Source organism: Rhizobium sp. Root274 (genome assembly GCF_001429245.1).
Taxonomy (GTDB): domain Bacteria; phylum Pseudomonadota; class Alphaproteobacteria; order Rhizobiales; family Rhizobiaceae; genus Allorhizobium.
The window spans coordinates 283,909-309,963 of the sequence record NZ_LMJE01000001.1 but is presented as its reverse complement, the minus strand read 5'-3'; the positions used below and the strand labels follow the sequence as shown (position 1 = coordinate 309,963).

Genomic DNA, 26,055 nt, shown 5'->3' with positions numbered 1-26,055 from the left:
GTATGCTCTTTGGTCGTGTGGCTCAGCCGTTGGCGGCGAGCATGGATTCCTTGCGGCCCGGCTTCTCGCTTTCCTTGTCGACGAGGCGGGTCGGATAGTCGCCGGTGAAATAGTGGTCGGTGAACTGCGGGTTGGCCGGGTCGCGTGGCTTGCCGCCGACCGCCTTGTAAAGGCCGTCGATCGACAGGAAGGCAAGCGAGTCCGCGCCGATATACTTCGCCATGGCCTCGTCGCCCGCATACTGGTTCGCAAGCAGCTTGTCGCGATCCGGCGTATCGATGCCGTAGAAGTCGGGATGATAGATCATCGGGCTTGCGACCCGGATATGCACTTCCTTGGCGCCGGCGTCGCGGATCATCTGCACGATCTTCAGCGAGGTGGTGCCGCGCACGATGGAATCGTCCACCAGCACCACGCGCTTGCCCTCGATCATCGCCCGGTTGGCGGAATGCTTGAGCTTGACGCCGAAGGCGCGGATCTGCTGGGTCGGCTCGATGAAGGTGCGGCCGACATAATGGTTGCGGATGATGCCGTATTCGAAGGGAATGCCGCTCTGCTGCGCGTAGCCGAGTGCCGCCGGCGTGCCGCCATCGGGAACCGGCACCACGACATCGGCGTCGACAGGCGCTTCGAGCGCGAGGTTCATGCCGGCATTCTTGCGGGTGGTGTAAACGTTGCGGCCGGCAACGACGGAATCCGGCCGGGCGAAATAGACATATTCGAACAGGCAGACGCGTTCCGGCTGCGGACGCGCCGGCATGCGGGATTCGATGGTGACCGAGCCATCGGCCTGTGTTTCGCAGATGATCACTTCGCCGTTTTTCACGTCGCGCACGAACTTGGCGCCGATAATGTCGAGCGCACAGGTCTCCGAACAGAAGATCGGCTTGCCGTCGAGATCACCCATGACCAGCGGCCGGATGCCGATCGGGTCGCGGGCGGCAATCAGCTTGGTGCGGGTGAGCGCGATCATCGCATAGCCGCCTTCCATCTGGCGGATGGCGTCGATGAAGCGGTCGGTGGTGGAGGCGTGACGCGAGCGGGCGATGAGATGCAGAACGACTTCGGTGTCGGAGGTCGACTGACAGATCGCGCCGGTTGCGATGATCTGGCGGCGCAGCGTCAGGCCATTGGTGAAGTTGCCGTTATGGGCAATGGCGATGCCGCCTTCTTCAAGTTCGGCAAACAGTGGCTGGACATTGCGGAGCGCCACTTCGCCGGTCGTCGAGTAGCGGGTGTGGCCGATCGCCTGAGGGCCGGGCAGCTTCGCCAGCGTCACCGGGTTGGTATAGTGGTCGCCGACCAGGCCCATGTGCTTCTCGGTGTAGAACTGACGCCCGTCGAAAGAGACGATACCGGCTGCTTCCTGGCCGCGATGCTGGAGCGCGTGAAGACCGAGCGCGGTCAGCGTTGCAGCGTCCGGATGCCCGAGGATCCCGAAGACCCCGCATTCCTCGTGATACTTGTCGTCATGGCTGCCATACACGACATAAGAAGGGCTGATCTGCTTCATGGCGAGGGCCTTTGCTCCGGGGACAGATGCAAGGATGCTGGGCTTCTAACGGCTAAGCCGCCGGTCTGTCCCGATCCGGCGGCGTTGATATGGGTGTCGGTTCGCGCGGCGCCAAGGCCGCGCGATGAACAGTGTGTTCTTAAGGTGTCGCCGGTTGTGCCGGGGTGTCGTCGGACGGCGTCTGGTCCGCCGGCGCCTGTTCTGCCGGTGCATTGTCGCCCGTGGTATCGGCCTGCGGCTCTTCACGGCCGAGAATGCGCTCGCGGATCTGCGGCTCGATATCATCGGGCAAGACCGCTTCGAGCTTCAGCACCAGCGAATCCAGGAACGGCTTGGACTTGGCATTGTTGACCCAGTCCGGACGCTGGCGAACGTCGATCAGCCAGTTCCAGAAGGCGACGGCGACGACCAGCAGCAAGAGGCCGCGCGCGGCACCGAAGAGGAAGCCGAGCGTCCGGTCAAGCGCGCCGATGCGGCTGTCGATGATGAAATCCGCGATGCGTGACGTGATGAAGGAGATCACGATCAGGGCGACGATGAAGATGATGCCGGCGGAGCCTGCGAGCGCAATGCGATCATCGCTGGTGTAGTTCTTCACGTAAGGCAGGAGCAGCGGGTAAAGGTAATAGGCCGCGGCAACGGAGCCGGCCCAACTCGCAATGGACAGCACTTCGCGCGAAAAGCCGCGCACCATCGCCAGCACCGCTGAAAACAGCACGACGCCGATGACGATACCGTCGAAAATCGTAATGGGCATAGACACCAACTCCAAGACTTAGCCGGACGGAACCGACCTGATTGTCACCGCGATACCGCCGCAACGCGTTAAGTCACGCGTCGGACCGGATCAACCATCCTCCTGATCCGTTGGCGCCTTCAGCCGGGAACCGGCGATGCGCGCCACAAGATCGGGAAGGCTGTCCACTTCCCTCCATTTGCCCTGCGAACCCTTGGGAAGGTCCGGCGAGGCAGCCGGCAAGACCGCAGCGGAGAAACCGAGCTTTTCCGCCTCTTTCAGCCTCTGGGCCGTATGCGACACCGGCCGCACCGCCCCTGACAGGCTGACTTCGCCGAAATAGACGCAATCGGCCGGAAGGGCAATACCGGCAAGCGATGAAACCAAAGCAGATGCGATGGCCATGTCCGCTGCAGGCTCGCTGATCCTGTAACCGCCTGCTACATTAAGGTAGACGTCATGCTGCCCCAGCCGCACCCCGCAATGCGCCTCCAAGACCGCCAATATCATGGCAAGCCGTGACGAATCCCAGCCGACCACCGCACGGCGGGGTGTTCCAAGCGATGTCGCAGCCACCAGCGCCTGCACTTCGACAAGCACGGGGCGGGTGCCTTCCATGCCGGCAAAGACGGCAGCACCGGGCGCCTTTTCATTGCGTTCGCCCAGAAAGAGTTCGGATGGATTGGCGACTTCGCGCAGGCCCTTGTCGGACATTTCGAAGACGCCGATCTCGTCGGTGGGGCCGAAGCGGTTCTTGACGGTGCGCAGGATCCGGTAGTGGTGGCCGCGATCCCCTTCGAAATAGAGGACGGCATCAACCATGTGCTCGACCACCCGAGGACCGGCAATCTGGCCTTCTTTGGTGACGTGGCCGACAAGAACCATGGTGGCACCCGTCTGCTTGGCGTAGCGGATCATCGCCTGGACGCCGGTGCGCACCTGGGTGACCGTACCCGGCGCACTGTCGGCGGTGTCGCTCCAGAGAGTCTGGATGGAATCGATGATGACGAGATCCGGCCGCTTGCCTTCGGAAATGGTGGCGAGGATGTCCTCGACATTGGTTTCGGCCGCGAGCAGCACGTCGGTATCGGCAGCCCCTAGCCGCTGTGCGCGAAGCCTGACCTGCGCGACGGCCTCTTCGCCCGAGACATAGATGATCCTGTGACCACGGCGCGCGAGCGCTGCTGCCGCCTGCATCAGAAGCGTCGACTTGCCGATCCCTGGATCGCCGCCGATCAGCACGGCTGAGCCGCGCACAAAGCCGCCACCGGTGGCACGGTCGAGTTCCCCCATGCCGGTCGGGATACGTGGCGCTTCCTCGATCTCACCAGACAGGGCGGTAAGGGCCACGGCGCGCCCCTTCTTCGGCACCTTGCCCGGACCCGACCCGATCCCGCCCATGGGATCTTCCTCGACGATGGTGTTCCACTCGCCGCAGCCATCGCATTTGCCCGCCCAGCGGGAGTGAACCGTGCCACAGTTCTGGCAGATGAATTGGGTCTTGGCTTTGGCCATGAATTATGGATCGCTTTCGGGGAAATCGTTGGGGGAGATGTCTTGGCGGCCGTGCATGACGCGCAGGACGATCAGAGATTGATCAGAGACCCTGACAAAGAAACGTCGGTCTCGATAGGTAAATACGCGAATGACATTGCCCAACCCGGGAGGTCGGCTGCCAGTGAGGCCGAGTGCGGCAAGAGTTTCGATTTTGCGATAAAGATCGAGTGTGAAAGTGTCTGCAGATGAAGGGTTGAACTGCGCAATGTGGCCGTAGATCCTTTGCATGTCATCGCGCGCAGCGCTGGACCAGATGACCTTACGGCTCGCGGGCATCTTCGAACATACGCTTCATGTCGGCCAAGAAGGCCTCCGCATTTTCATAGGTGTGAACGCGCCCCGCTTCAACATCATCGATGCCTTCCTGGATGAGCATGCGAAGGGTGGCTTCATCCCGCTCTCGCAGCAGCGCAAGACCGGCAGTGACCACCGCGTCAGCGCTCTCGTAGAGGCCAGAATTCATCTGTTCCTCGACAAATTCAGCGTCTTGTTGGCTCAACTGGATGCTCGGCACGGTGGACTCCGTACAGTGACTTAAATGGGATGCGCGGAACAATAGCAGAACAAATCCGTCCGCGCCAGTCCTCAGTCGTCGCCCTCAAGATAGAGCCGCTCATAGCGCAGCCCAAGGCTGGTCAGCATTTCGTAGCCGATTGTGCCGGCTGCTCGTGCCACATCGTCGAGCGGCATGGAGGGGCCGATCAGTTCGATATAGTCGCCGCCGCGCGCTGCATTCGGCGCCAGATCCGTCACGTCGAAGATCGTCTGATCCATGGTGACGCGGCCGACGACCGGCACTGGCTGCCCGCCGATCACGCCACGCGCGCCGGCAAGGCCGGTATGCCGGAGCGGGATGCCGGAGCCGGAGAGATTACGCAGATAGCCGTCGGCATACCCGACCGAGGCGATTGCCAGCCGGCTGTCGCGGGAAAGCCTATGGCTCGCGCCATAACTCACCGTTTCGCCGGCCTTGGCCTCGCGCACCTGCAGGATACGGGCTTCCGCCTTGATGACGGTGCGCATCGGGTTCTTCACCCCATTGACCGCCTCGCCGCCGTAAAGCGCGATGCCCGGACGGGTGAGGTCGAAGTGATAGTCCGCGCCGAGAAAGGTGCCGGCAGACGCTGCAAGGCTTGAATCAACACCTTCGAAAGCCGCGCTAACCTGCCGGAAAGACTCAAGCTGCTGCCGGTTCATCGGGGACGACGGATCGTCCGCGCAGGCAAGGTGGCTCATGACAAGCACCGGATCGAGGCTCGCTGGGCGGGAGACGTCGTCGGTAAGGGCAATGGCTTCCGCCATCGGGAGGCCGAGCCGGTTGAAGCCGGTATCAACATGAATAGCGCAAGGATAGGGTCCGCGCTCTGGGAGAAGCGCCATCCAGAAGGCGAGCTGCTCCTCGGAGGCGATGACAGGCACGAGGTCGTTCTCGAAGAACACCTCTTCCTGGCCCGGCCAGATGCCGGAGAGAACGAAGATCCGCGCCTCCGGGGCATAGGGCCTGAGGGTCGCGCCTTCGGCAGGCACGGCGACGAAGAAGTCCCTCGCACCCGCCCGGTAGAGCACTTGGCCGACATCTTCGATCCCCAAGCCGTATGCGTCCGCCTTGACCACGGCCGCCGTCCGCGCCTTTCCTGAGCGCTTTGCCATGTCGCGCCAGTTGTCGGCAATGGCGGAAAGATCCACCGTCAGGCGGAGGGGGGCTGCGAGGAAATCTTCCGGCGCATCGAGGATGTCAAATCTGTCGGTCATGAGGTCTTTGCGTCTGCAGGGCGGGATGATCAGACCCTAGCACTTTTCTTCAAGACGAAAATGTGGCCGCCGGATATTATGCTGCTATGCACAGTGTTTCGCAGCAGCAGGCCGCCGAAGCCAATCCGGTATCTCAAATCGAGCGAACGCGCTTCTGGCGCGACGACCGTTTTCGCGCGATGGAATGCCTGACGGCCTCCTTCATCACCCACGAATTCTCGCCGCATTCACACGACACCTTCTCGATCGGCGCGATCGAGAACGGCTGCCAGGTGGCGAGCATCCGGGGCACGAGGGAATTCACCGGACCGGGCGCGCTTTACCTGATCAATCCCGGCGAAGTGCATGACGGCCAGCCCGGCGAGCCGAATGGATACCGCTACCGGATGATCTATCCGGATACGGAACTCCTGGTCGAGATCATCGAGGACGTCACGGGCAAGGCCTTTCACGGCAGCCCCAGTTTTGGACGACAGTTGCTCACCGATCCGGAACTGGCCCGCGCGTTCAATCTTGCGCATCGACGTCTGGAAGAAGGGCAGGCAAGCGCTCTGGAGGGCGAAGAAAGCATGTACTGTGTGCTCGCCACCATGTTTGCCCGCCATGGCAGCGAGATCATCCGCGCCCCCGATCACGGTGAGCCGAAGGCCACGCGCCGGGTGCGTGATTATATCGCCGAACATTTTACTGGAGAGCTTGGGTTGGAAACACTGGCGAAGGTTGCTGGCCTCAGCCGCGCCCATATGATCCGCGCTTTCCGCAAGCACTATTTCATCACGCCGCACGCCTTCCAGACCGATCTGCGCATCCGCCATGCGCGCCATCTCCTGCGCTGTGGCGCCACGCCCTCCGACACGGCCCAGGCCTGCGGCTTCGCCGATCAGGCACATCTGACACGCCAGTTCAAGGCGCGCACCGGCCTGACGCCCGCTGTCTTCCGCGCTGGCTGACATCAGGCACTTTTCTTCAAGACGACGGACCTTCTAAGGAGATAGATGCTCCGCCAACAGGAGGTCCCATGAAAGACCATGCATTCCGACGCGAATCCATCGACGGTTTTCGCGCCATTCTTCCCTTAATCATCGCGGCAGCACCGATCGGCTTTGTCTTCGGCGCGGTCGCGACCGGCAACGGCTTGTCGCCGCTGGAGACCGTGTTGATGAGCGCGCTCGTCTTTGCCGGCGGCTCGCAATTCGTCGCCATGGATCTGTGGACGCATCCCGCCTCTTGGACGGCACTCGGTTTCGCAGCCCTTCTGGTCAATCTTCGCCATGTGCTGATGGGCGCCTCGCTGGAGCGGAGCCTTGGCCTCTTCCGGCCCTGGCAGAAGCTGCCGACGCTCTTTGTCATGGCCGACGAGAATTGGGCCCTGGCGGAAGCGCGAGCAAGGACCACGGCCTTGACGCCCGCCTACTATCTCGGGCTGGCGTTGCCCTTTTATCTCGGCTGGGTGGCGTCCTCCCTTGCCGGCGCGCTCTTCGGTGCGCTGATCGGCGACATCGCCGGCTATGGCCTGGATTTCGCCTTTCCCGCAGTCTTCATCGTGCTGCTGACAGGCTTCTGGAAGGGCAGGGAGACCGGGCTGGTGCTGGCCGCAAGCGGTGTGGCGGCGCTCACCGTCCACGCACTGGTGCCCGGTGCTTGGTATATCGCGGCGGGCGCGGTTGCCGGCCTTGGGGCTGCCTTCATCCCACTTGCACAGAAGGAGCAGGTGGCATGACACTTGATCCCACAACGCTGGCCACCATTCTCGCCATGATGGCAGCCACCGTCTTCACCCGCTTCTCCGGCGCGTTAATCATGCGTCGTATCAAACTCGGTGCCGGTGCCGAAAAGGCGCTGGCCACCGTGCCGCCCGCCGTGTTGATGGCAGTCGTCGCGCCGACTGCCTTCGCTACCGGCTGGCCGGAAACCATTGGCTGCATGGTGGTGGTCTTGGCGGCGCTGCGTATATCGCTGTTGCCAGCAGCCGCGCTCGGCGTCGTCTCTGTGGCGCTCCTGCGTGCTGCCGGTCTCTGACGCAGATACGATAAGGGCGCCTCGCGGCGCCCTTGATCTCACGGCTCTTCGTATTGAATGAAGCTCGGATCGGCCAAATCCGCGAAGCGGGTGAATTCCGACTGGAAGGCGAGCTTGACGGTGCCGGTTGGTCCGTGACGCTGCTTGGCGATGATCACGTCCGCCGTGCCCTTCACCTTGTCCATCAGCGCTTCCCATTCCGGATATTTCGGATCGGAGAGATCGCGGGGCTCGAGGTTCTTCACGTAATATTCCTCGCGGAACACGAAAAGCACGACGTCGGCGTCCTGCTCGATCGAGCCCGATTCGCGAAGGTCGGAGAGCTGCGGGCGCTTGTCTTCGCGGCTTTCCACCTGACGCGACAGCTGCGACAGTGCGATGATCGGCACGGCCAGTTCCTTGCCGAGCGATTTCAGGCCCGTGGTGATCTGGGTGATTTCCTGCACGCGGTTTTCACCCGCCTTGCCGGCACCCGTCATCAGCTGGATATAGTCCACCACCAGGCAGTCGAGGCCGCGCTGGCGCTTCAGGCGGCGCGCACGGGCCGAGAGCTGGGCAATCGAGATACCACCGGTCTGGTCGATGAACAGCGGCACCTTCTGCATGGTCTGGGAAAAACCGACCAGCTTTTCGAATTCGTGTTCGGTGATTTCACCGCGGCGGATTTTGGACGAGGAGACTTCCGTCTGCTCGGACATGATACGGGTGGCGAGCTGTTCGGACGACATTTCGAGCGAGTAGAAGCCGACGACGCCGCCGTTCTTCGCCTTGAAGGAACCATCGGGCAGGACTTCCGGCTCATAGGCCGCGGCGATATTCCAGGCGATGTTGGTGGCGAGCGAGGTCTTACCCATACCCGGGCGTCCGGCAAGCACGATCAAGTCGGAGCGCTGCAACCCGCCCATCTTCGAATCGAGCGAGCTGATGCCGGTTGAGATACCCGACAGGTTGCCGTCGCGCTCAAAGGCGGCACCCGCCATGTCGACGGCCTGGGCGACCGCATCGGAGAAGGATTGGAAACCGCCGTCATAGCGGCCGTTTTCGGCGAGCGCAAAGAGGCGCCGTTCGGTGTCTTCGATCTGCGCCTGGGGCGGCATGTCGAGCGGCGCGTCATACGCGATGTTGACGACATCTTCGCCGATCTGGATCAGCGAGCGACGCAGCGCGAGATCATAGATAGCGCGACCATAGTCCTCCGCATTGATGATCGTGACGGCTTCGGACGCGAGGCGCGCGAGATATTGCGCAACGGTCAGATCGCCGACCTTCTGGTCAGCCGGCAGGAAGGTCTTGATGGTGACGGGGTTTGCCGTCTTGCCCATACGGATGATTTCGGAGGCGACCTCAAAAATCTTCCGGTGCAGGGGTTCGTAGAGGTGTTCGGCTTTCAGGAAGTCCGAGACGCGGTAATAGGCGTCGTTATTGACCAACAGCGCGCCGAGCAGCGCCTGCTCGGCTTCGATATTGTTCGGCGCCTCCCGGTAAAGCGGTTCGGGGGCCTGAGGCGCCTGCGGGCGCGCAATGTTGCGAACGGCATCGATCATGGTGTTCCGGGCTTCTTTATCGTTGGGGGCGTGGGATCAGGGTTTGGCGACCCCTGCTGCCACAGTCAACACGCGTCTCCCCATCACTCGTCTTTTTCCGCTTGTCCCCAGTTATCAACAGGTGCTCTCGCGCATCGGCGGGAAATGCTTGACGGGGTAAAGGGCGAATCGCTGCGGTAGCCATGATTGTAAGGCATGGCAGCCATGGCTTCAAAAGGCTTGAAAAGCTCGAGCTAAGGATTAATTAGGCTCAACATAGATAGCAAGCTAATTATTGGGAATGCAGCGAATGTCACGCGCCACACAGAACGAACAGCTCTTTGACGAGATGTCCGCGTTCAATCGCAAGCTCAGAGCCTTCTTCGATGCCGCCGTGCGGGAGGAGGGGCTGACGCTCGCCCGCGCCCGCGCGCTCTTTGCCATCGCCCGGCGCGGACCGCTCACCCAGAAGGATCTGGCCGAAGAGCTGGAGATTGAGACGCCGACGCTGGTGCGGGTTCTGGACGGAATGGAAAAGCAGGACCTGATCCAGCGCAGCGAGGATGCGACGGATCGCAGGGCGAAGCGGATCGACATGACCCCGGCCGGGCGTGAGACGTTCAAACGGGTCCATGCGCTGGCAGGTGAATTGCGCGGCCAGATCGCCGAAGAGATTTCCGCAGAAGACATCGAGACCGCTCTGTCTGTCGTCCGCCGGCTGATGCGCAACATGCAGCAGTTGGACGCGGGGAAGGTGAAGTCATGAGCACTGCTGCCGAACCAAACGCCGAGAGCGTCTCCCCGACTGTCGAGCAGGCACCGGCCGCGCCACCCGCTCCGCCGCCGCCCAAGCCTCTCTGGCTCGCCGTGATCTACGTCGCATCCGGACTGCTGCTGTTCATCACGCAGGGCATGGGCATGAACATCGTCAATGCCAATCTCTATCAGCTGCAGGGCGAGTTCTCGGCGACGGTCGCCGAGGCAGCATGGCTGTCGGCGGCCTACATGGCACCCTATGCCACCCTGTCGATCGCCCTGTTCAAGGTGAGAGCGCAATATGGGCTGAGGCCCTTCGCCGAGTGGAGCATCCTTATCTTCGTTCTGGCCTCGCTGCTCAATCTCTTTGTCAGCGATCTGCATTCCGCACTCGTCGTCCGCTTCATCAGCGGCTGTGCGGCTGCACCCATTTCCTCGCTCGGCTTTCTCTACGTGCTGGAGGCCTTCCCGGCGCACAGGAAGCTTAGCCAGGGGCTGAACGTCGCCCTCATGGGCACGCTGCTTGCAGCCCCGCTCGCCCGCATGGTCTCGCCAGGTCTCTTAGAGATCGATGGCTGGCATGCCCTCTACACGCTGGAGCTCGGCCTCGCGCTGATTTCCATGGCCATTATTTACGCCCTGCCGCTCACCCCGCCGCCGCGCGCCAAGGTGATCGAGCGCATGGACATCGTCTCCTATCTGCTGATGGCGATCGGTATTGGCTGTCTCGCCGTCTTCCTCAGCTTGGGCCGGCTCTACTGGTGGTTCGAAACCTGGTGGCTCGGCGTGCTGCTGGCCTGCGCTATTGGCTTCATCACGGTGACGGCCCTGATCGAATCGCGACGCAGCAATCCCATGCTCGATTTCCGCTGGATCTTCTCGCGCGACAATCTGCATATGGCAGCGGTGCTCCTGGTCTTCCGCGCCGTCTCCTCAGAGCAGTCCTCGACTGCCGTCAGCTTCTTCCAGCAGATCGGCCTGCTGAATGACCAGCAATTCGTGCTCTGGTCGCTCGTCCTGCTCGCCTCCATTGGCGGCGCGCTCTTCTGCATGGTCCTGATGTCGTCGCGTTATGTCGAGACGGCCCATGTGATCGCACTCGCTTTGATTGCCGGCGGTGCCTATCTCGACAGCCAGGCGACCAACCTGACGCGGCCGGAACAGATGTATCTGAGCCAGAGCATGATCGCCTTCGGCGCAGCGATGTTTCTGCCGCCGGTCATGGCCAAGGGCTTCGGTGGCGCACTGCAGAAGGGCTTGCCCTATGTCGTCAACTTCATCGCCATTTTTCTGTTCACGCAGATCACCGGCTCGATGCTGATGACCTCGCTGCTCGGCAGCTTCGTTACCATCCGCGAGAAGTTTCACTCGAACGTGCTGGTCGAGAACATCCTCCTGACCCGGCCGGACGTGGCGCAGCGGGTAAGCCAGCTTGCGGCTGCCTATCGCAAGGTGATCACGGATCCCGCCATCCTCAATGCGGAAGGCCTGACCCTTTTGTCGCAGCAGGTGACCCGCGAGGCTTACGTGCTCGCCTACACCGATACCTTTCTCTTGATCTCAGTCGTCACGGCCGCGGCTCTTGCCGTGCTGCTCGTGCATCTCGCCTGGCGCTGGCTGCGCACCTCGCGCAGCGCCAAGGCCGAGCTTTCCCCCCAATCCTGACGTCGAAACGGACCCACCGCCATGTTGAAGAAGATTTTTACCCCCGCCACCATCCTGATCATTCTCGGCGCAGTTCTCGGCACCTCCCTGGTCCTCTACGCCTGGCGCCTGCCACCTTTCGCCAGCTCGGTGGAGATGACGGACAATGCCTATGTCCGCGGTTACGTCACCACCATGAGCCCGCAGGTAAGCGGTTACGTCGTCGAGGTGCCGGTGAAAGATTACGAGGCCGTGGAGAAGGGCCAGTTGCTCGCCCGGATCGATGACCGCATCTATCGCCAGAAACTGGCACAGGCAGAGGCCGCACTCGCCACGCAGAAGGCTTCGCTGGACAATTCCCGCCAGCAGGAGAATGCTGCCAAGGCGCGCATCGCCTCCAGCGAGGCCGCTGTTGATTCCGCCGATGCCGATCTTCAGCAGGCGCAGTCACAAGCCGACCGGCAGGATAGCCTGATCCGGAGCGGTGTCGTGACGACCAGCGCCCAGGAAGTGGCCCATGCTGCCCTTGACCGCGCTCGTGCGGCCATGGCGCAAGCCAAGGCAGCCGTTGAAGTCAGCCGTCAGGACCTGCAGACGATCATCGTCAACCGGGGCTCGCTGGAAGCGGCCGTCGCCAATGCAGAAGCTTCCGTTGAACTGGCGAAGATCGACCTCTCGAACACCGAGATCCGCGCGCCCCGTGAAGGCAAACTGGGTGAGGTCGGCGTGCGCGTCGGGCAGTATGTGGCCGCCGGGACCCAGTTAATGGCGGTCGTCCCCCCCGATGTCTGGATCATCGCCAACTTCAAGGAAACGCAACTCGCCGGAATGACTGTGGGACAACCGGTCGAGATCACCGTCGATGCGCTCGACCGCCACGTTCTGAAGGGTCGGGTGGAGCGCTTCTCGCCGGCCACCGGCTCCGAGTTTTCGGTGATCAAGGCGGACAATGCCAGCGGCAACTTCGTCAAGATCGCCCAGCGCGTCGGTGTGCGCATCGCCATCGAGCAGGGGCAGGACGCCGCAGCCAGTCTGACGCCGGGCATGTCGGTGGTCGTCAGGATCGACAAGAGCCTCGACCCAGCCTGAATACGGCACAGTTCGACGCAAAGAAAAAGCCCGGTCCTGCGAGAGCAGGGCCGGGCTTCTGTTTTCGCCGTTAAGGGCGAAAAGACTGGATCAGTCGTCGTCGCCGTCCATGTCGGCTTCCGGATCGAAGAAGTCTTCCGGACGCAGCGCATCTTCGTCAACGCCGTAGATGGCGTCGGCCGAGGTCAGGCTTTCGCCCTTCAGCTGGCGCTCGGCTTCTTCAGCCGAACGGGCAACGTTCAGCTCGACCGAGATTTCGACTTCGGCGTGGAGGTGGATGACAACCTTGTGCAGGCCGATGGCCTTGATCGGGGTGTTCAGCTCGACCTGGTTGCGGCCGATGTTGAAGCCTTCGGCAGACAGGATCTCGACGACGTCACGGGCAGCAACCGAACCGTAGAGCTGGCCGGTTTCGCCGGCCGAACGGACGACGATGAAGGACTTGCCGTCGAGAACATCGGCAACCTTCTGGGCTTCCGACTTGCGCTCGAGGTTACGAGCTTCGAGCGTGGCGCGCTCGGCTTCGAAACGGGTCTTGTTGGCAGCATTGGCGCGCAGCGCCTTGCCCTGCGGCAGCAGGAAGTTACGAGCGAAGCCGTCGCGAACCTTGACGGTTTCGCCCATCTGGCCAAGCTTGGCGATGCGTTCGAGCAGAATGACGTCCATGATTTAGTTCCTTTCAGTGGTCAATTCGGGTTGTCTGGTGTCTCGGCCTTGGCGGCCGGGGTGAGGGCAACGGTCCGGCGGGTATCCGACAGGCCGATGATGAGCGGAATGATCAACGGCAGCAGCATGACCGTTGACAGATAGGCGAGCACGAGGGCCGGCAGGCGCCAGTCCTTGCCGCGCGTGCGAAGATGCATGGAGGCAAAGCCCGCCATCAGGAAGCCGGCGCCGAAGGTGCCGCAGACGGTAGCCCCGATCATCGCCGGTACGCCGCCGACGAAGCAGCCGATGATGCCGGCTAGAAAGAGGAACACGGCATTGCGGTTCATGCGCAGCGAAGACGGGATGTCTTCGCGCGGACGCTTTGCCCGGCCGGAGGCGGAGACGATGCGCTGTGCCACGTAATACATCAGGAACAGCAGCATCACCCAGGTGCCGCCCTGAATGATCGGCAGCAGCACCAGCATGGTGCGCTTCAGCTGTTCAAGAGCGGCGGGATCCGGAAGCATCGACGGATCCTGGCTGCTCATCGCCTGCGTCATGGCCTCGACCAGCTGGTCGGTGAATTCAGGGCCGAAGCCGATGATCACGCCGAGTGCGACGACGGCAAAGGTGACGAAGGCACAGAGCTGCAGCAGAATGTCAGACAGGGGATACCAGGCGATCAGATGATCGGGGCCACCGATCTCGGAGGCCGGACGTGCGAGACTGGAGAGATGCGCGAGCCAGCCGGCCGGCGCCAGCGTGAAGATTGCCATGCCGAAGGCGAACATCGGCGACATGCTGATCGTGCCGAGGAAGGCAGCCGTCAGGATGGCGGTGATCGAGGCAGCGTTGCCCCAGCCGAGGCCGACGATCAGGACGGGGAGGGCAGACGCGGCATAAAGAATGGAGGCGAGCGTCGGCTGCGCCGCAGCACCCAGCACCAGCAGGGCGGCGGTAATACCGGCAAGCAGGCCGGTCATCAGCAATTTCGCATCCAGTTTGTTCAACGTCGCTGTCCTGCCGGTTGAAGCAGTTAGGGGAAGGTCTTCATGCCGTGTGGCAGGATTTCCCCAACATGGGTTTTCGCCTGAAGTCGCCAGCATCAAGGTCGGCGCCTGAAGGCAGTGGTTCCGATCCGCGCCCAACGCGGAAGGGATGAAGCCCGCCAGCAAATGCCGGCAGGCTTCGGATCAGATTACGCTACGACGTAAGGCAGCAGGCCGAGGAAGCGTGCGCGCTTGATGGCCTGGGCCAGTTCGCGCTGCTTCTTCTGGGAAACTGCAGTGATACGCGACGGTACGATCTTGCCGCGCTCGGAAATGTAGCGCTGCAGGAGGCGGACGTCCTTGTAGTCGATCTTCGGAGCATTGGCGCCCGAGAAGGGGCAGGTCTTGCGACGACGATGGAAGGGACGACGTGCCTGAGAAGAGGATGCATCAGCCATTGTAATTTCTCCTGTTCTACAGATTACGCGCGGTCTTCGCGCGGACGACGCTCGAAGCCACCTTCACGCGGGCCACGGTCCGGACGCGGACCACGGTCGCCGAAGCCGCCTTCGCGACGCGGGCCACGGTCATCGCCATCACGACGCGGACGGTCGTCACGGTCGCGCTTCTGCATCATGGCAGACGGGCCTTCTTCGTGGGCTTCAACAGCGATGGTCATGTAACGAAGGATGTCTTCGTTGATGCGCATCTGGCGTTCCATTTCGTGGATCGCTGCACCCGGAGCTTCGATGTCCATCAGGGCGTAGTGCGCCTTGCGGTTCTTCTTGATGCGGTAGGTCAGGGACTTGAGGCCCCAGTTTTCTACGCGCCCGACCTTGCCACCGTTAGCTTCGATGACACCCTTGTACTGTTCGACGAGGGCATCAACCTGCTGGGCGGACATATCCTGCCGGGCAAGGAATACATGTTCGTAAAGAGCCATGACAGCTTTGCCTTTCTTGCGGTTGTCGTCACCCGGATCCGGCGCTAAGCCTCACAGACTGCTCCTGTGCGGCATGAGCCGCGGCAAGAAAAGCTATGTGTTCGAGACGGTCGAGAGCGGAGACACGGGAGGCCGGAAACCCTATCGGTTCCTGCTGCACGCTTAGAAGCGGGCCAGCCCTCCGTTCAGCCACCAGCCAGAGGACCGGGTGTTGTGAACGGGGCGCTTATACGCGTGTTCGGGCGAAAAGCAAGGGCGGGGCGTGAGTTTTCCGCTTTTGGAGCAGGCGATCTAAATGCCTGCGGATGTTCAAGTTCATCTTTACTGGATGCTTACCGCGTTTGGTAGACCCGTTTTCCGCATTGCAACCGCTCATGTAAGCTTTTCTCAATGCGCGTATGTTAGCGTTATATGGAATTCTGCCCCCCTGTGTAGGGCCTCAAGGAATGCAGCCTATGACGGTGATCAACAGCTTCTACCGCAATCCGAATGCGCTGAGCTATGCAACGCAGCTCTTTTCTGCGTCGTCCTCTGTGCGGACGGAAGCCGCTGTCCCATCGTCATGGTCCCGGCAGGACGATCAGACGCCGTTTACCGAAAGCACAGGCCAGAAGGCGCTCGCCCGCATTGTCGAGATCCTTGCGCTGCGGGATGCCTCGGTTGAAGAGGGTGCTTCGGTTGACGAGACCCTCGGTTATATCACCGGCGCGAGCGGGACGGAGGGCGAGGACAAGCTGACCTTCGACGCCAGGGCCGTCTACAACATCGACACAGGTGCCGGCGACGACACGGTGACCGCGAAAGCCTCAGCGCTGGCGTCGATATCGACGGGTGCCGGCAATGACAGCCTGTCCGCCAGTGCCAGCTTCATCAGCGACCTCGAAACGGGCGAGGGCGATGATACCCTGAAGCTCTCCGGTGAGCTTGTGATGAACGTGTCAGGTGGTGACGGCAACGACACGCTCACGGTGGCAGGCGAGGCGCTGATCGGTATCGACGGCGGCGCCAGCGACGACACCATGACGCTGGAAGGCACCCGCATCTTCGCCTCCGGTGGCACGGGCAATGATACGATCAGCATCAAGCGCACCGATATGAATGCCGAGAACGCCGTTGCCGAATACGGTTTCGCTCGGGGTGACGGTCAGGACACGATCAACGTCAATGGCAGCCTGAAACTGCGTTTTGCCGGTTACGATGAAAAGGATGTCAGCATCAGTGTCGACGGCAATACGCTGACCGCGACCTTTGCCGGAACGTCTGACCGCATCACCGTGACGCTCGACCAGGTTGCCCTCTCGGGCCAGGGGCTGACCTATGGCTTCGCCTATGATCAGGGCCGCACGGTCCTGACCATCGGCTGATACAAATGAAAATGCCGGCCCCCTGAGGCGCCGGCACAATCGAATTCAATTAAAGACGCTGTCAGATCGGCATCGGGTACTCGCGGTGGATCTTGGCGATCTCCTTGAGGATCTCCTCCGACAGCGTCACATCCGCCGCATCGATATTCACCTTCAACTGCTCCATCGTGGTCGCGCCGATAATGGCCGAGGCCATGAACGGGCGCGTCAGGCAGAAGGAGACGGCAAAGGCTGAGGGGTCGATGCCGTACTTCTTGGCAAGCTCGACATAGGCGCGGGTCGGCGCTTCCTGCTGCGGCACGAGACGGCCACCAATGTCGCCATTGATTGAACCACGTGAGCCTGCCGGCTTCTGGCCGCCGAGATACTTACCCGAGAGAATGCCGCCGGCGAGCGGCGAATAGGCGAGCAGCCCGACATCTTCGTGATGGGAGAGTTCCGCGAGATCGAGATCATAATGCCGGTAGAGCAGGTTGTACTCGTTCTGGATCGAGGCGACGCGCGGCAGACCCTTCTGCTCGGCCAGCGTCAAAAAGGTTTGCGTTCCCCAGGTCGTCTCGTTGGATAGCCCGATCGCCCGGATCTTGCCGGCTTTGACGCAGTCACCAAGCGCATCGAGGATTTCGGCGATGTCGTGCTGCGCCTGCGCGCGATCCTGCTTGTAAGGATTGTAGCTCCAGGCGCCACGGAAGTGGAAATGCCCGCGATTCGGCCAGTGGATCTGGTAGAGATCGACATAGTCCGTCTTCAGCCGCTTGAGGCTGGCATCCAGCGCCTCGCGCAGCGACGGACCCGTGATCGGGCTGCCCTCGCGGATGTAGGGGCGACCAGGGCCGGCAACCTTGGTGGCAAGAACGATCTGGTCGCGCTTGCCGTTGGACTTCAACCAGTTGCCGATGATCTCTTCGGTGTTGCCATAGGTCTCCTTGGACAGAGGCGTCGTCGGATAGAGTTCGGCGGTGTCGAAGAAATTGACGCCACGCTCCAGCGCGTAGTCCATCTGTTGAAAGGCTTCGGCTTCCGAATTCTGCGAGCCCCAGGTCATGGTGCCCAGGCAGATTTCGGAAACATGGATATCGGTTCGGCCGAGCCGGTTCAACTTCATGGGGGAAATGCCTCAATTATGGAAATGGGCCCGGGAGGGGCTGGGGGAGATGCGGGAACAAAATAAGAGGATTCTACCGCACTGCAAGATGGATTGACGGTCAAACAGGCTGTGACTTCAGCCGCTACCGCAAGGGCCAGAGGGCCCGAAAGGCTTGACTCGCAGGATTGTATTGTGAATTGGAGGGTAAAAACCCAAGGGAGAAACGCCCAATGACAGTCGCATTCACCTTCCCCGGCCAGGGCAGCCAGGCCGTCGGCATGGGCAAGGATCTTGCCGACAATTTCACTGAAGCCCGCGCCGTCTTCCAGGAAGTCGATGATGCGCTCGGTCAGAAACTGTCCGACATCATGTGGAATGGGCCTGAGGAAACGCTGACGCTGACCGCCAATGCCCAGCCGGCTTTGATGGCCGTCTCCATGGCCGTCATTCGCGTTCTCGAAGCCAAGGGCCTGGATCTCAAGTCCAAGGTCTCCTTCGTCGCCGGCCATTCGCTGGGCGAATATTCGGCGCTTGCGGCCGCCGGCACCTTCTCGATTGCCGACACCGCGCGGCTCCTCCGCATCCGTGGCAATGCCATGCAGGCAGCCGTGCCGGTCGGTGCGGGCGCCATGGCCGCGATCATCGGCCTGGAGCATGGCGACGTACAGGCCATCTGCGAAGCGGCTATCGCTGAAGGTCCCTGCCAGATCGCCAATGACAATGGCGGCGGACAGCTGGTCATCTCCGGCGGCAAGGGCGCCGTCGAAAAGGCAGCAGCGCTCGCCACTGAAAAGGGCGCCAAGCGCGCCATCATGCTGCCGGTCTCCGCACCTTTCCATTCGGCCCTGATGGGCCCGGCTGCCGATGCCATGCGCGAGGCCCTGTCGACCGTCGAGAAGCGCGATCCCTCTGTCCCGCTCATCGCCAACGTGCTCGCCGCTCCGGTGACCTCGGCAAAGCAGATCGCCGATCTGCTCGTTCAGCAGGTGACAGGCCAGGTGCGCTGGCGCGAGACGGTGGAATGGTTCGGCGCCAATGGCGCCACCACGCTTTACGAAATCGGCGCCGGCAAAGTTCTGACGGGGCTCGCTCGCCGCATTGACAAAAACATCAGCGGCATTGCCGTCAATGGCCCGGCCGACATCGATGCGGCGCTTGCCGCGCTCAACGGCTGACGCCCCCAAACGATCAACAAGGAACGCGATCATGTTTGACCTGACCGGCCGCAAGGCCCTCGTCACCGGCGCAACCGGTGGCATCGGCGAAGAAATCGCCCGCATGCTGCATGCTCAAGGCGCGACCGTCGGCCTGCACGGCACCCGCGTCGAAAAGCTGGAAGCGCTGGCTGCCGAACTCGGCGACCGGGTCAAGATCTTCCCCGCCAACCTGTCGGATCGCGACGAGGTGAAGGCGCTCGGCGAAAAGGCCGAAGCCGAGCTCGAAGGTGTGGACATCCTGGTCAACAATGCCGGCATCACCAAGGACGGCCTGTTCGTGCGTATGTCCGATGCCGATTGGGACGCAGTGCTCGAAGTCAACCTGACGGCCGTCTTCCGCCTGACGCGGGAGCTCACCCATCCGATGATGCGCCGCCGTTATGGCCGGATCATCAACATCACCTCGATCGTCGGCGTGACCGGCAATCCCGGCCAGGCCAATTACTGCGCCTCCAAGGCTGGCATGATCGGCTTTTCGAAGTCGCTCGCTCAGGAAATCGCCACGCGTAACGTCACGGTCAACTGCGTGGCTCCAGGCTTTATCGAAAGCGCGATGACCGGCAAGTTGAACGACAAGCAGAAAGACGCCATCATGGGCGCCATTCCGATGAAGCGCATGGGCACCGGCGCGGAAGTCGCCTCCGCAGTGCTTTACCTGGCATCTTCGGAAGCGGCCTACATGACCGGCCAGACATTGCACGTCAACGGCGGCATGGCGATGATCTGAGCAGGAAGCCCGGTTCGCCCTTTCCGCCAAAGGCTGTTGACCAAGGTGAGGGGGCGAATTTCTGGCTTTGCGGCGCGCTGAAACCATGTTAAGCGGGCCATGACTGTGAGCAGTCGCTCCGTCTCATGAGCCGAAGTTTATGCTTTTATTTGCATAAACCGCTCTGGGTCAGGGCCGAACGGGTTTGCTGGTGACGCCATGCGCGCTTCACCAGTTGAAGACAGGGCAGGGTGGCCACTACGGCTCCCTCTGATATTAAGAAGGTCGAGGAAACCGACATGAGCGATATCGCAGAACGCGTGAAGAAAATTGTAATTGATCATCTCGGCGTTGACGCTGAAAAGGTTGTCGAAGGCGCCAGCTTCATCGACGATCTGGGCGCTGACTCGCTCGACACGGTCGAACTCGTCATGGCCTTCGAAGAAGAATTCGGCGTTGAAATTCCTGACGACGCAGCTGACTCGATCCTGACGGTCGGCGATGCCGTAAAGTTCATCGAAAAGGCTCAGGCCTGATCGATCACAAGACTGCGGAAGGCGGGCGTTCAAGCCCGATCTGTCCGCTTGGGCCCGCGTGAAGCGGGCCTTGTTGTATCTGGACCTTTGTTTACTCTGAACCTTTGTTGGCAATGACTTCGGTCGATGGATTGGGTGGGCTTCGCACGATGAGACGTGTCGTCATCACCGGTACCGGCATGGTATCGCCCCTGGGAGTTGGAACGGAACTGACCTGGAAGCGGCTTCTGGCCGGCCAGAGCGGTGCTCGCCGCGTGACGGAATTCGAGGTTGAGGATCTGCCGGCCAAGATCGCCTGCCGCATCCCGACCGAAGGCGAAGGCGCCTGGAATCCGGATGACTGGATGGAGCCTAAGGAACAGCGCAAGGTCGACCCCTTCATCATCTACGCGATGGCGGCCGCCGAAATGGCGCTGAACGATGCCGACTGGCATCCGAAGACCGATGACGATCAGTGTGCGACGGGCGTCCTGATCGGATCCGGCATCGGGGGGCTCGAAGGCATTGTCGAGGCGGGTCACATCCTGCGCGACAAGGGCCCGCGTCGTCTGTCGCCCTTCTTCATCCCCGGCCGCTTGATCAATCTCGCCTCCGGCCAGGTCTCGATCCGCCACAAACTGCGCGGCCCCAACCATTCCGTCGTCACGGCCTGCTCGACCGGTGCGCACGCCATCGGCGATGCAGCCCGCCTCGTGGCGCTCGGCGATGCGGATGTCATGGTGGCCGGCGGTACGGAATCGCCGATCAGCCGCATCTCGCTTGCCGGCTTTGCGGCCTGCAAGGCGCTGTCGACCGAGCGCAACGACGACCCGAAGGCGGCCTCGCGTCCCTATGACAAGGACCGTGACGGCTTCGTCATGGGCGAGGGCGCCGGTATCGTGGTACTCGAGGAGCTCGAACACGCCAAGGCGCGCGGCGCCAAGATCTATGCCGAAGTCGTCGGCTATGGCCTCTCCGGCGATGCCTTCCATATCACGGCTCCCTCGGAAGACGGCGACGGTGCCTTCCGCTGCATGACCATGGCGCTAAAGCGCGCCGGTCTGACGGCCGCCGATATCGACTACATCAACGCCCATGGCACCTCGACCATGGCCGACACGATCGAACTCGGCGCCGTCGAGCGCTTGGTCGGTGAACACGCGTCAAAGATCTCGATGTCCTCGACCAAATCGGCCATCGGTCATCTTCTCGGTGCAGCCGGTGCGGTCGAAGCGATTTTCTCGACGCTTGCCATCCGCGACAACATCGCGCCGCCGACGCTCAATCTCGACAATCCCGATGTCGAGACGAAAATCGACCTCGTGCCGCACAAGGCAAGAAAGCGCGAGATCAACGTCGCCTTGTCGAATTCCTTCGGCTTTGGCGGCACCAATGCGTCGCTGGTGCTGAGGCGCTACGAGGCCTGACGACATCTGCGCCGGGCCGTCTTGCACGGACCCGGTGCGCATCAGGTGGATGACGGCCCGGGCGCTCTTGCTCGTGACGCTGTTCTACGGATAGAAATCGTGGTGCACGACCGGCGCTTCGCGTCGGGCGCAGACCCCGATTTTTGCCGCATTGCTGGCTGAAACAGCCGCGACAGAAAACAAAGAAGGATTGCCGGTGACCGACAACAGCCAGAATGGCGGTAGCCAGAACAACGGTGTTCCCTTCGGTCGCGATGCCGACACGAATACGGCGAAGGGGCCGTTCATTCCGAAATCGCCGAACGATGCGCTGCGCCCCGAACGCGTGCCGCAGCCGCCGCGCCGGTCGCGCAAGGCGCGCAGTCAGCTGGTCATCTTCCTGAACTTCCTGATGACCATGGTCGTCTTCGTCTGTGTGGTCGCGGTGGCCGGCTTCTATTACGTGATGGATGCCTATCAGCGCCCAGGACCGCTTGCGGTGAATACCAATTTTGTCGTGCGCGGTGGCGCGGGCCTCGCCGAGATCGCCAACAACCTCGAGCGCAATGGCGTGGTTTCCGACGCCCGTATCTATCGCTATGTCACCGCCACTTATCTGGACAAAGGCGAGACGCTCAAGGCCGGCGAATACGAGATCAAGGCAGGCTCTTCGATGAAGGACGTGACCGAGCTGCTCGAATCCGGCAAGTCGATCCTCTATTCGGTCTCGATGCCGGAGGGCCTGACCGTCAAGCAGATGTTCCAGCGCCTCGCCGACGACACAGTTCTCGAAGGGGATCTGCCGGCTGAATTGCCGCCGGAAGGCTCGTTGCGTCCCGACACCTACAAATTCACCCGTGGCACCAAGCGCGCCGAGATCGTGACCCAGATGGCGGCCGCCCAGGAAAAGCTGATCGACCAGATCTGGGAGCGCCGCGATCCCGACCTGCCGGTGAAGACGCGCGAGGAATTCATCACGCTGGCCTCGATCGTCGAAAAGGAAACCGGCAAGGATGACGAACGCGCCCATGTTGCCTCCGTCTTCATCAACCGCCTGAAGAAGGGCATGCGCCTGCAGTCGGATCCGACGATCATCTACGGCCTTTTCGGTGGCGATGGAAAGCCGGCTGACCGGCCGATCTTCCAGTCCGACATCAAGAAGGAAACGCCCTACAATACCTATGTGATCAAGGGTCTGCCGCCGGGCCCGATTGCCAATCCGGGTCGCGCGGCACTGGAAGCGGTTGCCCATCCTTGGAAGACCGATGATCTCTATTTCGTCGCCGATGGCACGGGCGGTCATATCTTCGCGGCGACCCTTGCCGAACACAACGCCAATGTGAAGCGCTGGCGCAAGATGGAAGCCGAGCGCGCCCAGACGCCGCCCGCCACGCTCGACGTGGCGCCGGAAGTCGATCCGGGCACCGGCAATTGACAAAGGCCGAGGGGGCCGGACGATGACACTCCAATCCATGACGGGCTTTGCCCGCGTCGAAGGCACGTCGGGACGTTACCGATGGGCCTGGGAACTGCGATCGGTAAACGGCAAGGGGCTCGACATCCGCTCGCGCCTGCCGCAGGGCCAGGAATATCTCGAAACGGACCTCCGCCGTCTGGTTGGCGAGCGCCTGACAAGGGGTAATCTGCAGGTTGGCCTAGCGCTCAGCGTCAGCGAGAACCGGGTTGAAGCTGTACTCAACCGGGATGCGCTGAACGCCGTACTCGCATTGCGCGACCAGCTCGGCCCCGACGTGCTCGACCCGGCGCCGCTCAGGCTCGATACGCTCCTGTCGATCCGCGGCCTCGTCGACATGCGCGAGGCGGAAGACGACGAGGCGGCCGTGGCGAGCCGCGATGCCGATGTCCTCGCAGGTTTGGGCGAGGCCGTAAACGCGCTTGCCGCCATGCGCGAGACGGAAGGGGCAGCACTCCGCGCCATCCTCGAAGAGCAGATCACCCGCATCGAAGCGCTCGCGCTGCAGATCGAGGCCGATCCCTCCCGTTCGCCGGAAGAGATCGCACGCCGGCTGGAGGTACAGCTAGCAACCTTGATGGACACGACATCAGGCCTCGACCGCGACCGCCTGCACCAGGAGATCGCGCTGATCGCCACCAAGGCTGATCTCCGCGAGGAAATCGACCGCCTGAAGGCGCATGTGACGGCTGCTCGCGAATTGTTGGCCGTGGGTGGCCCGGTCGGCCGCAAACTCGATTTCCTGGCGCAGGAATTTAACCGCGAATCAAATACTATCTGTTCCAAATCCAATGCCGTCGCCGTCACGAGCGCCGGCATCGAATTGAAGGTCGTCATCGATCAGTTCCGCGAACAGGTTCAGAATCTGGAGTAGTCCATGTCCGCCGCCTCCACATCCGTCAAGATCGCAAGGCGCGGCTTGATGCTGGTCATTTCCTCCCCCTCAGGCGCCGGCAAATCGACCATCGCCCGCACACTGATGGACCGGGACCAGCAAATCAGCCTGTCGGTGAGCGTGACCACGCGCCCGCGCCGCCAGAGCGAGATCGAGGGTGTGCATTACCACTTCGTCTCGCAGCGTGAATTCGAACGGCTGCGCGACAGCGACAGTCTGCTCGAATGGGCGCAGGTGCACGGCAATTATTACGGAACGCCCCGCGAGGCGGTGGAAACCGCGATGGGTGAGGGTCGCGACATGCTCTTCGACATCGACTGGCAGGGCGCCCAGCAGCTGCAGGAAAAGATGTCGGCCGATGTCGTCTCGATCTTCATCCTGCCGCCGACCATGGCCGAGCTGCAATCGCGACTGCATCGCCGCGCCGAGGACACCGAGGAGGTCATCCAGACCCGCCTCAACAATTCCCGCTCCGAGATCAAGCACTGGCGCGAATATGACTATGTCATCGTCAACGACGACCTGAACTCAGCCTTCGATGCCGTGCAGTCGATCGTCAAGGCCGAGCGCCTGCGCCGCGACCGCCGGCACGGGTTGTTTGATTTCGTTGAGGGGCTGATTGCCTGATCGGCGCTCTCAGTTGGACAAGGAATAAGGGCGGCGCGATCACCTCGGCCGCCCTTCTTCATTTTACGCGATCACTCACCCCGTGGAAAACGCTGGCTCTCTTCCAGGATGTTGAGATCCATATGGTTGCGCATATAGCGTTCCGACGCCTTCTGCAGCGGCTGGTAATCCCAGGGGAAATAGGCGCCATTACGCAGGGCCTGATAGACCACGTGCCGCCGCGCCTGGCTTTCGCGTACGGCCGCATCGAACTTGGCGAGATCCCAGCGCGTCCGCGCCTCTTCGGCAAGCCGGTTGAACACTGTTTCGGCGGCAGGCTCGTCGACCAGGTTTTCAAGTTCGTACGGGTCTGCCTCCAGATCGACCAGGATCGGCGCGTCGGCCTGGCAGAGCGTCAGCTTGTAGCGGGCATCGCGCAAACCGACCATCGGGCTGACCGTGCCCTCGGCCGCATATTCCATCGGCACGAGCCCCCGACCGCCGGTACCCTTTGCAAGCGGCATCAGGTCTTCGCCGTCGGTCCAGGGAGCAAGGGTTGAGATATCGAGGCCGGCAAGGCCAGCAACCGTCGGCGTGACATCGAGTGTCGAGACAGGGGTTGTTACCAGCCGTCCCTCAAGGCCTGGGACCGAAATTATCAGCGGTACCCGGCCAGAACCCTCGAAGAAATTCATCTTGAACCACAGACCCCGCTCGCCCAGCATGTCACCATGGTCGGAGACGAAGAGGATGACCGTGTTGTCGGCCATCCGCGTCCGTTCCAGCACATCGAGGATCTCGCCGATTTTGTCATCGACATAGGAGATGTTGGCGAAATAACCGCGCCGTGCCCGGCGGATTTGTTCATCTGTGATGTCGAAGGCGGTGTGGTCACAGGCGTCCATCAGGCGCTGCGAGTGGCTGTCCTGCTCATCATAGGGAATGGCCGGCACCGTCGGATCGAGCGCCGGGCAGTCTTCATAGAGATCCCAGTATTTGCGCCGCGCCACATAAGGGTCATGCGGATGGGTGAAACTCACCGTCAGGCACCACGGCCGGTCGTCATGGCCCCGTGACAGGTCGTAGAGCCGACGGGTCGCATTGAAGGCCACCTCGTCGTCATACTCCATCTGATTGGTGATCTCGGCGACACCGGCCCCGGTGACCGAGCCCAGATTGTGATACCACCAGTCGATGCGCTCGCCGGGTTTGCGGTAGTCCGGCGTCCAGCCGAAATCTGCGGGGTAGATGTCGGTGGTCAGCCGCTCCTCGAAACCGTGCAACTGGTCCGGCCCGACGAAATGCATCTTGCCCGAAAGGCTGGTCTGATAGCCGGCGGCGCGCAAATGGTGGGCAAAGGTCGGGATATCAGAGGCGAATTCGGCGGCATTGTCGTAGACGCGCGTGCGGCTCGGCAACTGGCCAGACATGAAAGAGGCGCGGGCCGGCGCGCAAAGCGGGCTGGCGGTATAGGCATTGGCGAAGCGCACGGAGCGCTCGGCAAGCGCTTTCAGATGCGGCGCGTGCAGGAAATCCGCCGGCCCATCAGGGAAGAAGGTGCCATTGAACTGGTCCACCATCAGGATCAGGATATTGGGTCGCGCTGCCATGGATTT

General features: G+C 62.0%; 27 protein-coding genes. 14 read left to right on the top strand and 13 right to left on the bottom strand.

What is annotated here, in order from left to right:
• Positions 1-22 precede the first annotated feature (22 nt).
• From purF to alr, 6 genes are all read right to left on the bottom strand, one after another.
• On the bottom strand, positions 23-1,513 hold the full coding sequence (gene purF, locus ASE36_RS01630; protein WP_062275000.1) for an amidophosphoribosyltransferase: 1,491 nt from the start codon (positions 1,511-1,513) through the stop codon (positions 23-25).
• Between the two features lie 139 nt (positions 1,514-1,652).
• Entirely contained in the window at positions 1,653-2,270 is a 618-nt protein-coding gene (locus tag ASE36_RS01625; RefSeq protein ID WP_062274998.1) for a CvpA family protein, read from the bottom strand.
• A 90-nt stretch (positions 2,271-2,360) separates the two neighbouring features.
• The gene (radA, locus tag ASE36_RS01620; protein ID WP_062274995.1) at positions 2,361-3,764 is read right to left on the bottom strand and encodes a DNA repair protein RadA; all 1,404 of its coding nucleotides are present in this window, start codon (positions 3,762-3,764) and stop codon (positions 2,361-2,363) included.
• Between the two features lie 3 nt (positions 3,765-3,767).
• Positions 3,768-4,082: a type II toxin-antitoxin system RelE/ParE family toxin gene (locus ASE36_RS01615; RefSeq protein WP_062274994.1), complete on the bottom strand. Its 315-nt coding sequence runs from the start codon at positions 4,080-4,082 to the stop codon at positions 3,768-3,770.
• Positions 4,066-4,320 carry a type II toxin-antitoxin system ParD family antitoxin gene (locus ASE36_RS01610; protein ID WP_062274992.1) on the bottom strand — a complete coding sequence of 85 codons (255 nt, stop codon included), beginning with the start codon at positions 4,318-4,320 and terminating at the stop codon, positions 4,066-4,068. Before ASE36_RS01610 ends, ASE36_RS01615 begins: the two co-directional genes overlap by 17 nt.
• A gap of 71 nt (positions 4,321-4,391) precedes the next feature.
• The gene (gene alr, locus ASE36_RS01605) at positions 4,392-5,558 is read right to left on the bottom strand and encodes an alanine racemase (protein ID WP_062274990.1); all 1,167 of its coding nucleotides are present in this window, start codon (positions 5,556-5,558) and stop codon (positions 4,392-4,394) included.
• An 86-nt stretch (positions 5,559-5,644) separates the two neighbouring features.
• Between alr and ASE36_RS01600 the strand changes: the two genes are divergently transcribed.
• The 3 genes from ASE36_RS01600 to ASE36_RS01590 all read left to right on the top strand — a co-directional run bounded on the left by ASE36_RS01600 (position 5,645) and on the right by ASE36_RS01590 (position 7,577).
• Complete coding sequence (locus tag ASE36_RS01600; RefSeq protein WP_062274988.1) at positions 5,645-6,508, top strand: AraC family transcriptional regulator; 864 nt, start codon at positions 5,645-5,647, stop codon at positions 6,506-6,508.
• 68 nt (positions 6,509-6,576) lie between these two features.
• Complete coding sequence (locus tag ASE36_RS01595; protein WP_062274986.1) at positions 6,577-7,278, top strand: AzlC family ABC transporter permease; 702 nt, start codon at positions 6,577-6,579, stop codon at positions 7,276-7,278.
• Positions 7,275-7,577, top strand: coding sequence for an AzlD family protein (locus ASE36_RS01590; protein ID WP_062274984.1), 303 nt, complete (start codon positions 7,275-7,277; stop codon positions 7,575-7,577). Before ASE36_RS01595 ends, ASE36_RS01590 begins: the two co-directional genes overlap by 4 nt.
• A 38-nt stretch (positions 7,578-7,615) precedes the next feature.
• On the opposite strand, the gene ASE36_RS01585 is transcribed toward ASE36_RS01590, so the two are convergent.
• Entirely contained in the window at positions 7,616-9,121 is a 1,506-nt protein-coding gene (locus ASE36_RS01585) for a replicative DNA helicase (RefSeq protein WP_062274982.1), read from the bottom strand.
• A 289-nt stretch (positions 9,122-9,410) separates the two neighbouring features.
• Here ASE36_RS01585 and ASE36_RS01580 point away from each other — a divergent pair, with 289 nt between their 5' ends.
• From ASE36_RS01580 to ASE36_RS01570, 3 genes are read left to right on the top strand one after another with little or no spacing between them, the layout of a single operon-like run.
• A complete protein-coding gene (locus ASE36_RS01580) occupies positions 9,411-9,866 on the top strand; it encodes a MarR family winged helix-turn-helix transcriptional regulator (RefSeq protein ID WP_062274980.1) in 456 nt (151 codons plus the stop codon).
• On the top strand, positions 9,863-11,521 hold the full coding sequence (locus ASE36_RS01575; protein WP_062274978.1) for an MFS transporter: 1,659 nt from the start codon (positions 9,863-9,865) through the stop codon (positions 11,519-11,521). The genes ASE36_RS01580 and ASE36_RS01575 overlap by 4 nt, the downstream gene beginning before the upstream one ends.
• A gap of 21 nt (positions 11,522-11,542) precedes the next feature.
• On the top strand, positions 11,543-12,589 hold the full coding sequence (locus ASE36_RS01570; RefSeq protein ID WP_062274976.1) for an HlyD family secretion protein: 1,047 nt from the start codon (positions 11,543-11,545) through the stop codon (positions 12,587-12,589).
• Between the two features lie 90 nt (positions 12,590-12,679).
• Here the strand turns inward: ASE36_RS01570 and rplI are convergent, their stop codons facing one another.
• From rplI to rpsF, 4 genes are all read right to left on the bottom strand, one after another.
• Positions 12,680-13,255, bottom strand: a complete 576-nt coding sequence (gene rplI / locus ASE36_RS01565; RefSeq protein WP_062274974.1) for a 50S ribosomal protein L9 — start codon at positions 13,253-13,255, stop codon at positions 12,680-12,682.
• A 20-nt stretch (positions 13,256-13,275) separates the two neighbouring features.
• Entirely contained in the window at positions 13,276-14,247 is a 972-nt protein-coding gene (locus ASE36_RS01560) for a DUF2232 domain-containing protein (protein ID WP_062274972.1), read from the bottom strand.
• Positions 14,248-14,435: 188 nt separating this feature from the next.
• Complete coding sequence (gene rpsR / locus ASE36_RS01555; RefSeq protein ID WP_003502063.1) at positions 14,436-14,684, bottom strand: 30S ribosomal protein S18; 249 nt, start codon at positions 14,682-14,684, stop codon at positions 14,436-14,438.
• A gap of 23 nt (positions 14,685-14,707) precedes the next feature.
• Complete coding sequence (rpsF, locus tag ASE36_RS01550; RefSeq protein ID WP_062274970.1) at positions 14,708-15,169, bottom strand: 30S ribosomal protein S6; 462 nt, start codon at positions 15,167-15,169, stop codon at positions 14,708-14,710.
• Positions 15,170-15,624: 455 nt separating this feature from the next.
• Between rpsF and ASE36_RS01545 the strand changes: the two genes are divergently transcribed.
• Positions 15,625-16,533, top strand: coding sequence for an RTX toxin (locus tag ASE36_RS01545; protein ID WP_244474629.1), 909 nt, complete (start codon positions 15,625-15,627; stop codon positions 16,531-16,533).
• Between the two features lie 61 nt (positions 16,534-16,594).
• On the opposite strand, the gene ASE36_RS01540 is transcribed toward ASE36_RS01545, so the two are convergent.
• On the bottom strand, positions 16,595-17,638 hold the full coding sequence (locus ASE36_RS01540) for an aldo/keto reductase (protein ID WP_062274965.1): 1,044 nt from the start codon (positions 17,636-17,638) through the stop codon (positions 16,595-16,597).
• Positions 17,639-17,850: 212 nt separating this feature from the next.
• Between ASE36_RS01540 and fabD the strand changes: the two genes are divergently transcribed.
• The 7 genes from fabD (at position 17,851) to gmk (ending at position 24,460) form a co-directional block, all read left to right on the top strand.
• On the top strand, positions 17,851-18,795 hold the full coding sequence (gene fabD, locus ASE36_RS01535) for an ACP S-malonyltransferase (protein ID WP_062274963.1): 945 nt from the start codon (positions 17,851-17,853) through the stop codon (positions 18,793-18,795).
• A 31-nt stretch (positions 18,796-18,826) separates the two neighbouring features.
• Complete coding sequence (gene fabG / locus ASE36_RS01530; RefSeq protein ID WP_062274961.1) at positions 18,827-19,564, top strand: 3-oxoacyl-[acyl-carrier-protein] reductase; 738 nt, start codon at positions 18,827-18,829, stop codon at positions 19,562-19,564.
• Between the two features lie 278 nt (positions 19,565-19,842).
• Positions 19,843-20,079, top strand: coding sequence for an acyl carrier protein (locus tag ASE36_RS01525; protein ID WP_027507378.1), 237 nt, complete (start codon positions 19,843-19,845; stop codon positions 20,077-20,079).
• 149 nt (positions 20,080-20,228) lie between these two features.
• A complete protein-coding gene (fabF, locus tag ASE36_RS01520) occupies positions 20,229-21,485 on the top strand; it encodes a beta-ketoacyl-ACP synthase II (protein WP_062277825.1) in 1,257 nt (418 codons plus the stop codon).
• Positions 21,486-21,675: 190 nt separating this feature from the next.
• On the top strand, positions 21,676-22,899 hold the full coding sequence (gene mltG, locus ASE36_RS01515) for an endolytic transglycosylase MltG (protein WP_062277822.1): 1,224 nt from the start codon (positions 21,676-21,678) through the stop codon (positions 22,897-22,899).
• 22 nt (positions 22,900-22,921) lie between these two features.
• Positions 22,922-23,812, top strand: a complete 891-nt coding sequence (locus ASE36_RS01510; protein ID WP_062274960.1) for a YicC/YloC family endoribonuclease — start codon at positions 22,922-22,924, stop codon at positions 23,810-23,812.
• Positions 23,813-23,815: 3 nt separating this feature from the next.
• Complete coding sequence (gene gmk, locus ASE36_RS01505; RefSeq protein WP_062274958.1) at positions 23,816-24,460, top strand: guanylate kinase; 645 nt, start codon at positions 23,816-23,818, stop codon at positions 24,458-24,460.
• A gap of 71 nt (positions 24,461-24,531) precedes the next feature.
• Here gmk and betC read toward each other — a convergent pair whose 3' ends face one another.
• Complete coding sequence (gene betC, locus ASE36_RS01500; protein WP_062274956.1) at positions 24,532-26,049, bottom strand: choline-sulfatase; 1,518 nt, start codon at positions 26,047-26,049, stop codon at positions 24,532-24,534.
• Positions 26,050-26,055: the final 6 nt, after the last annotated feature.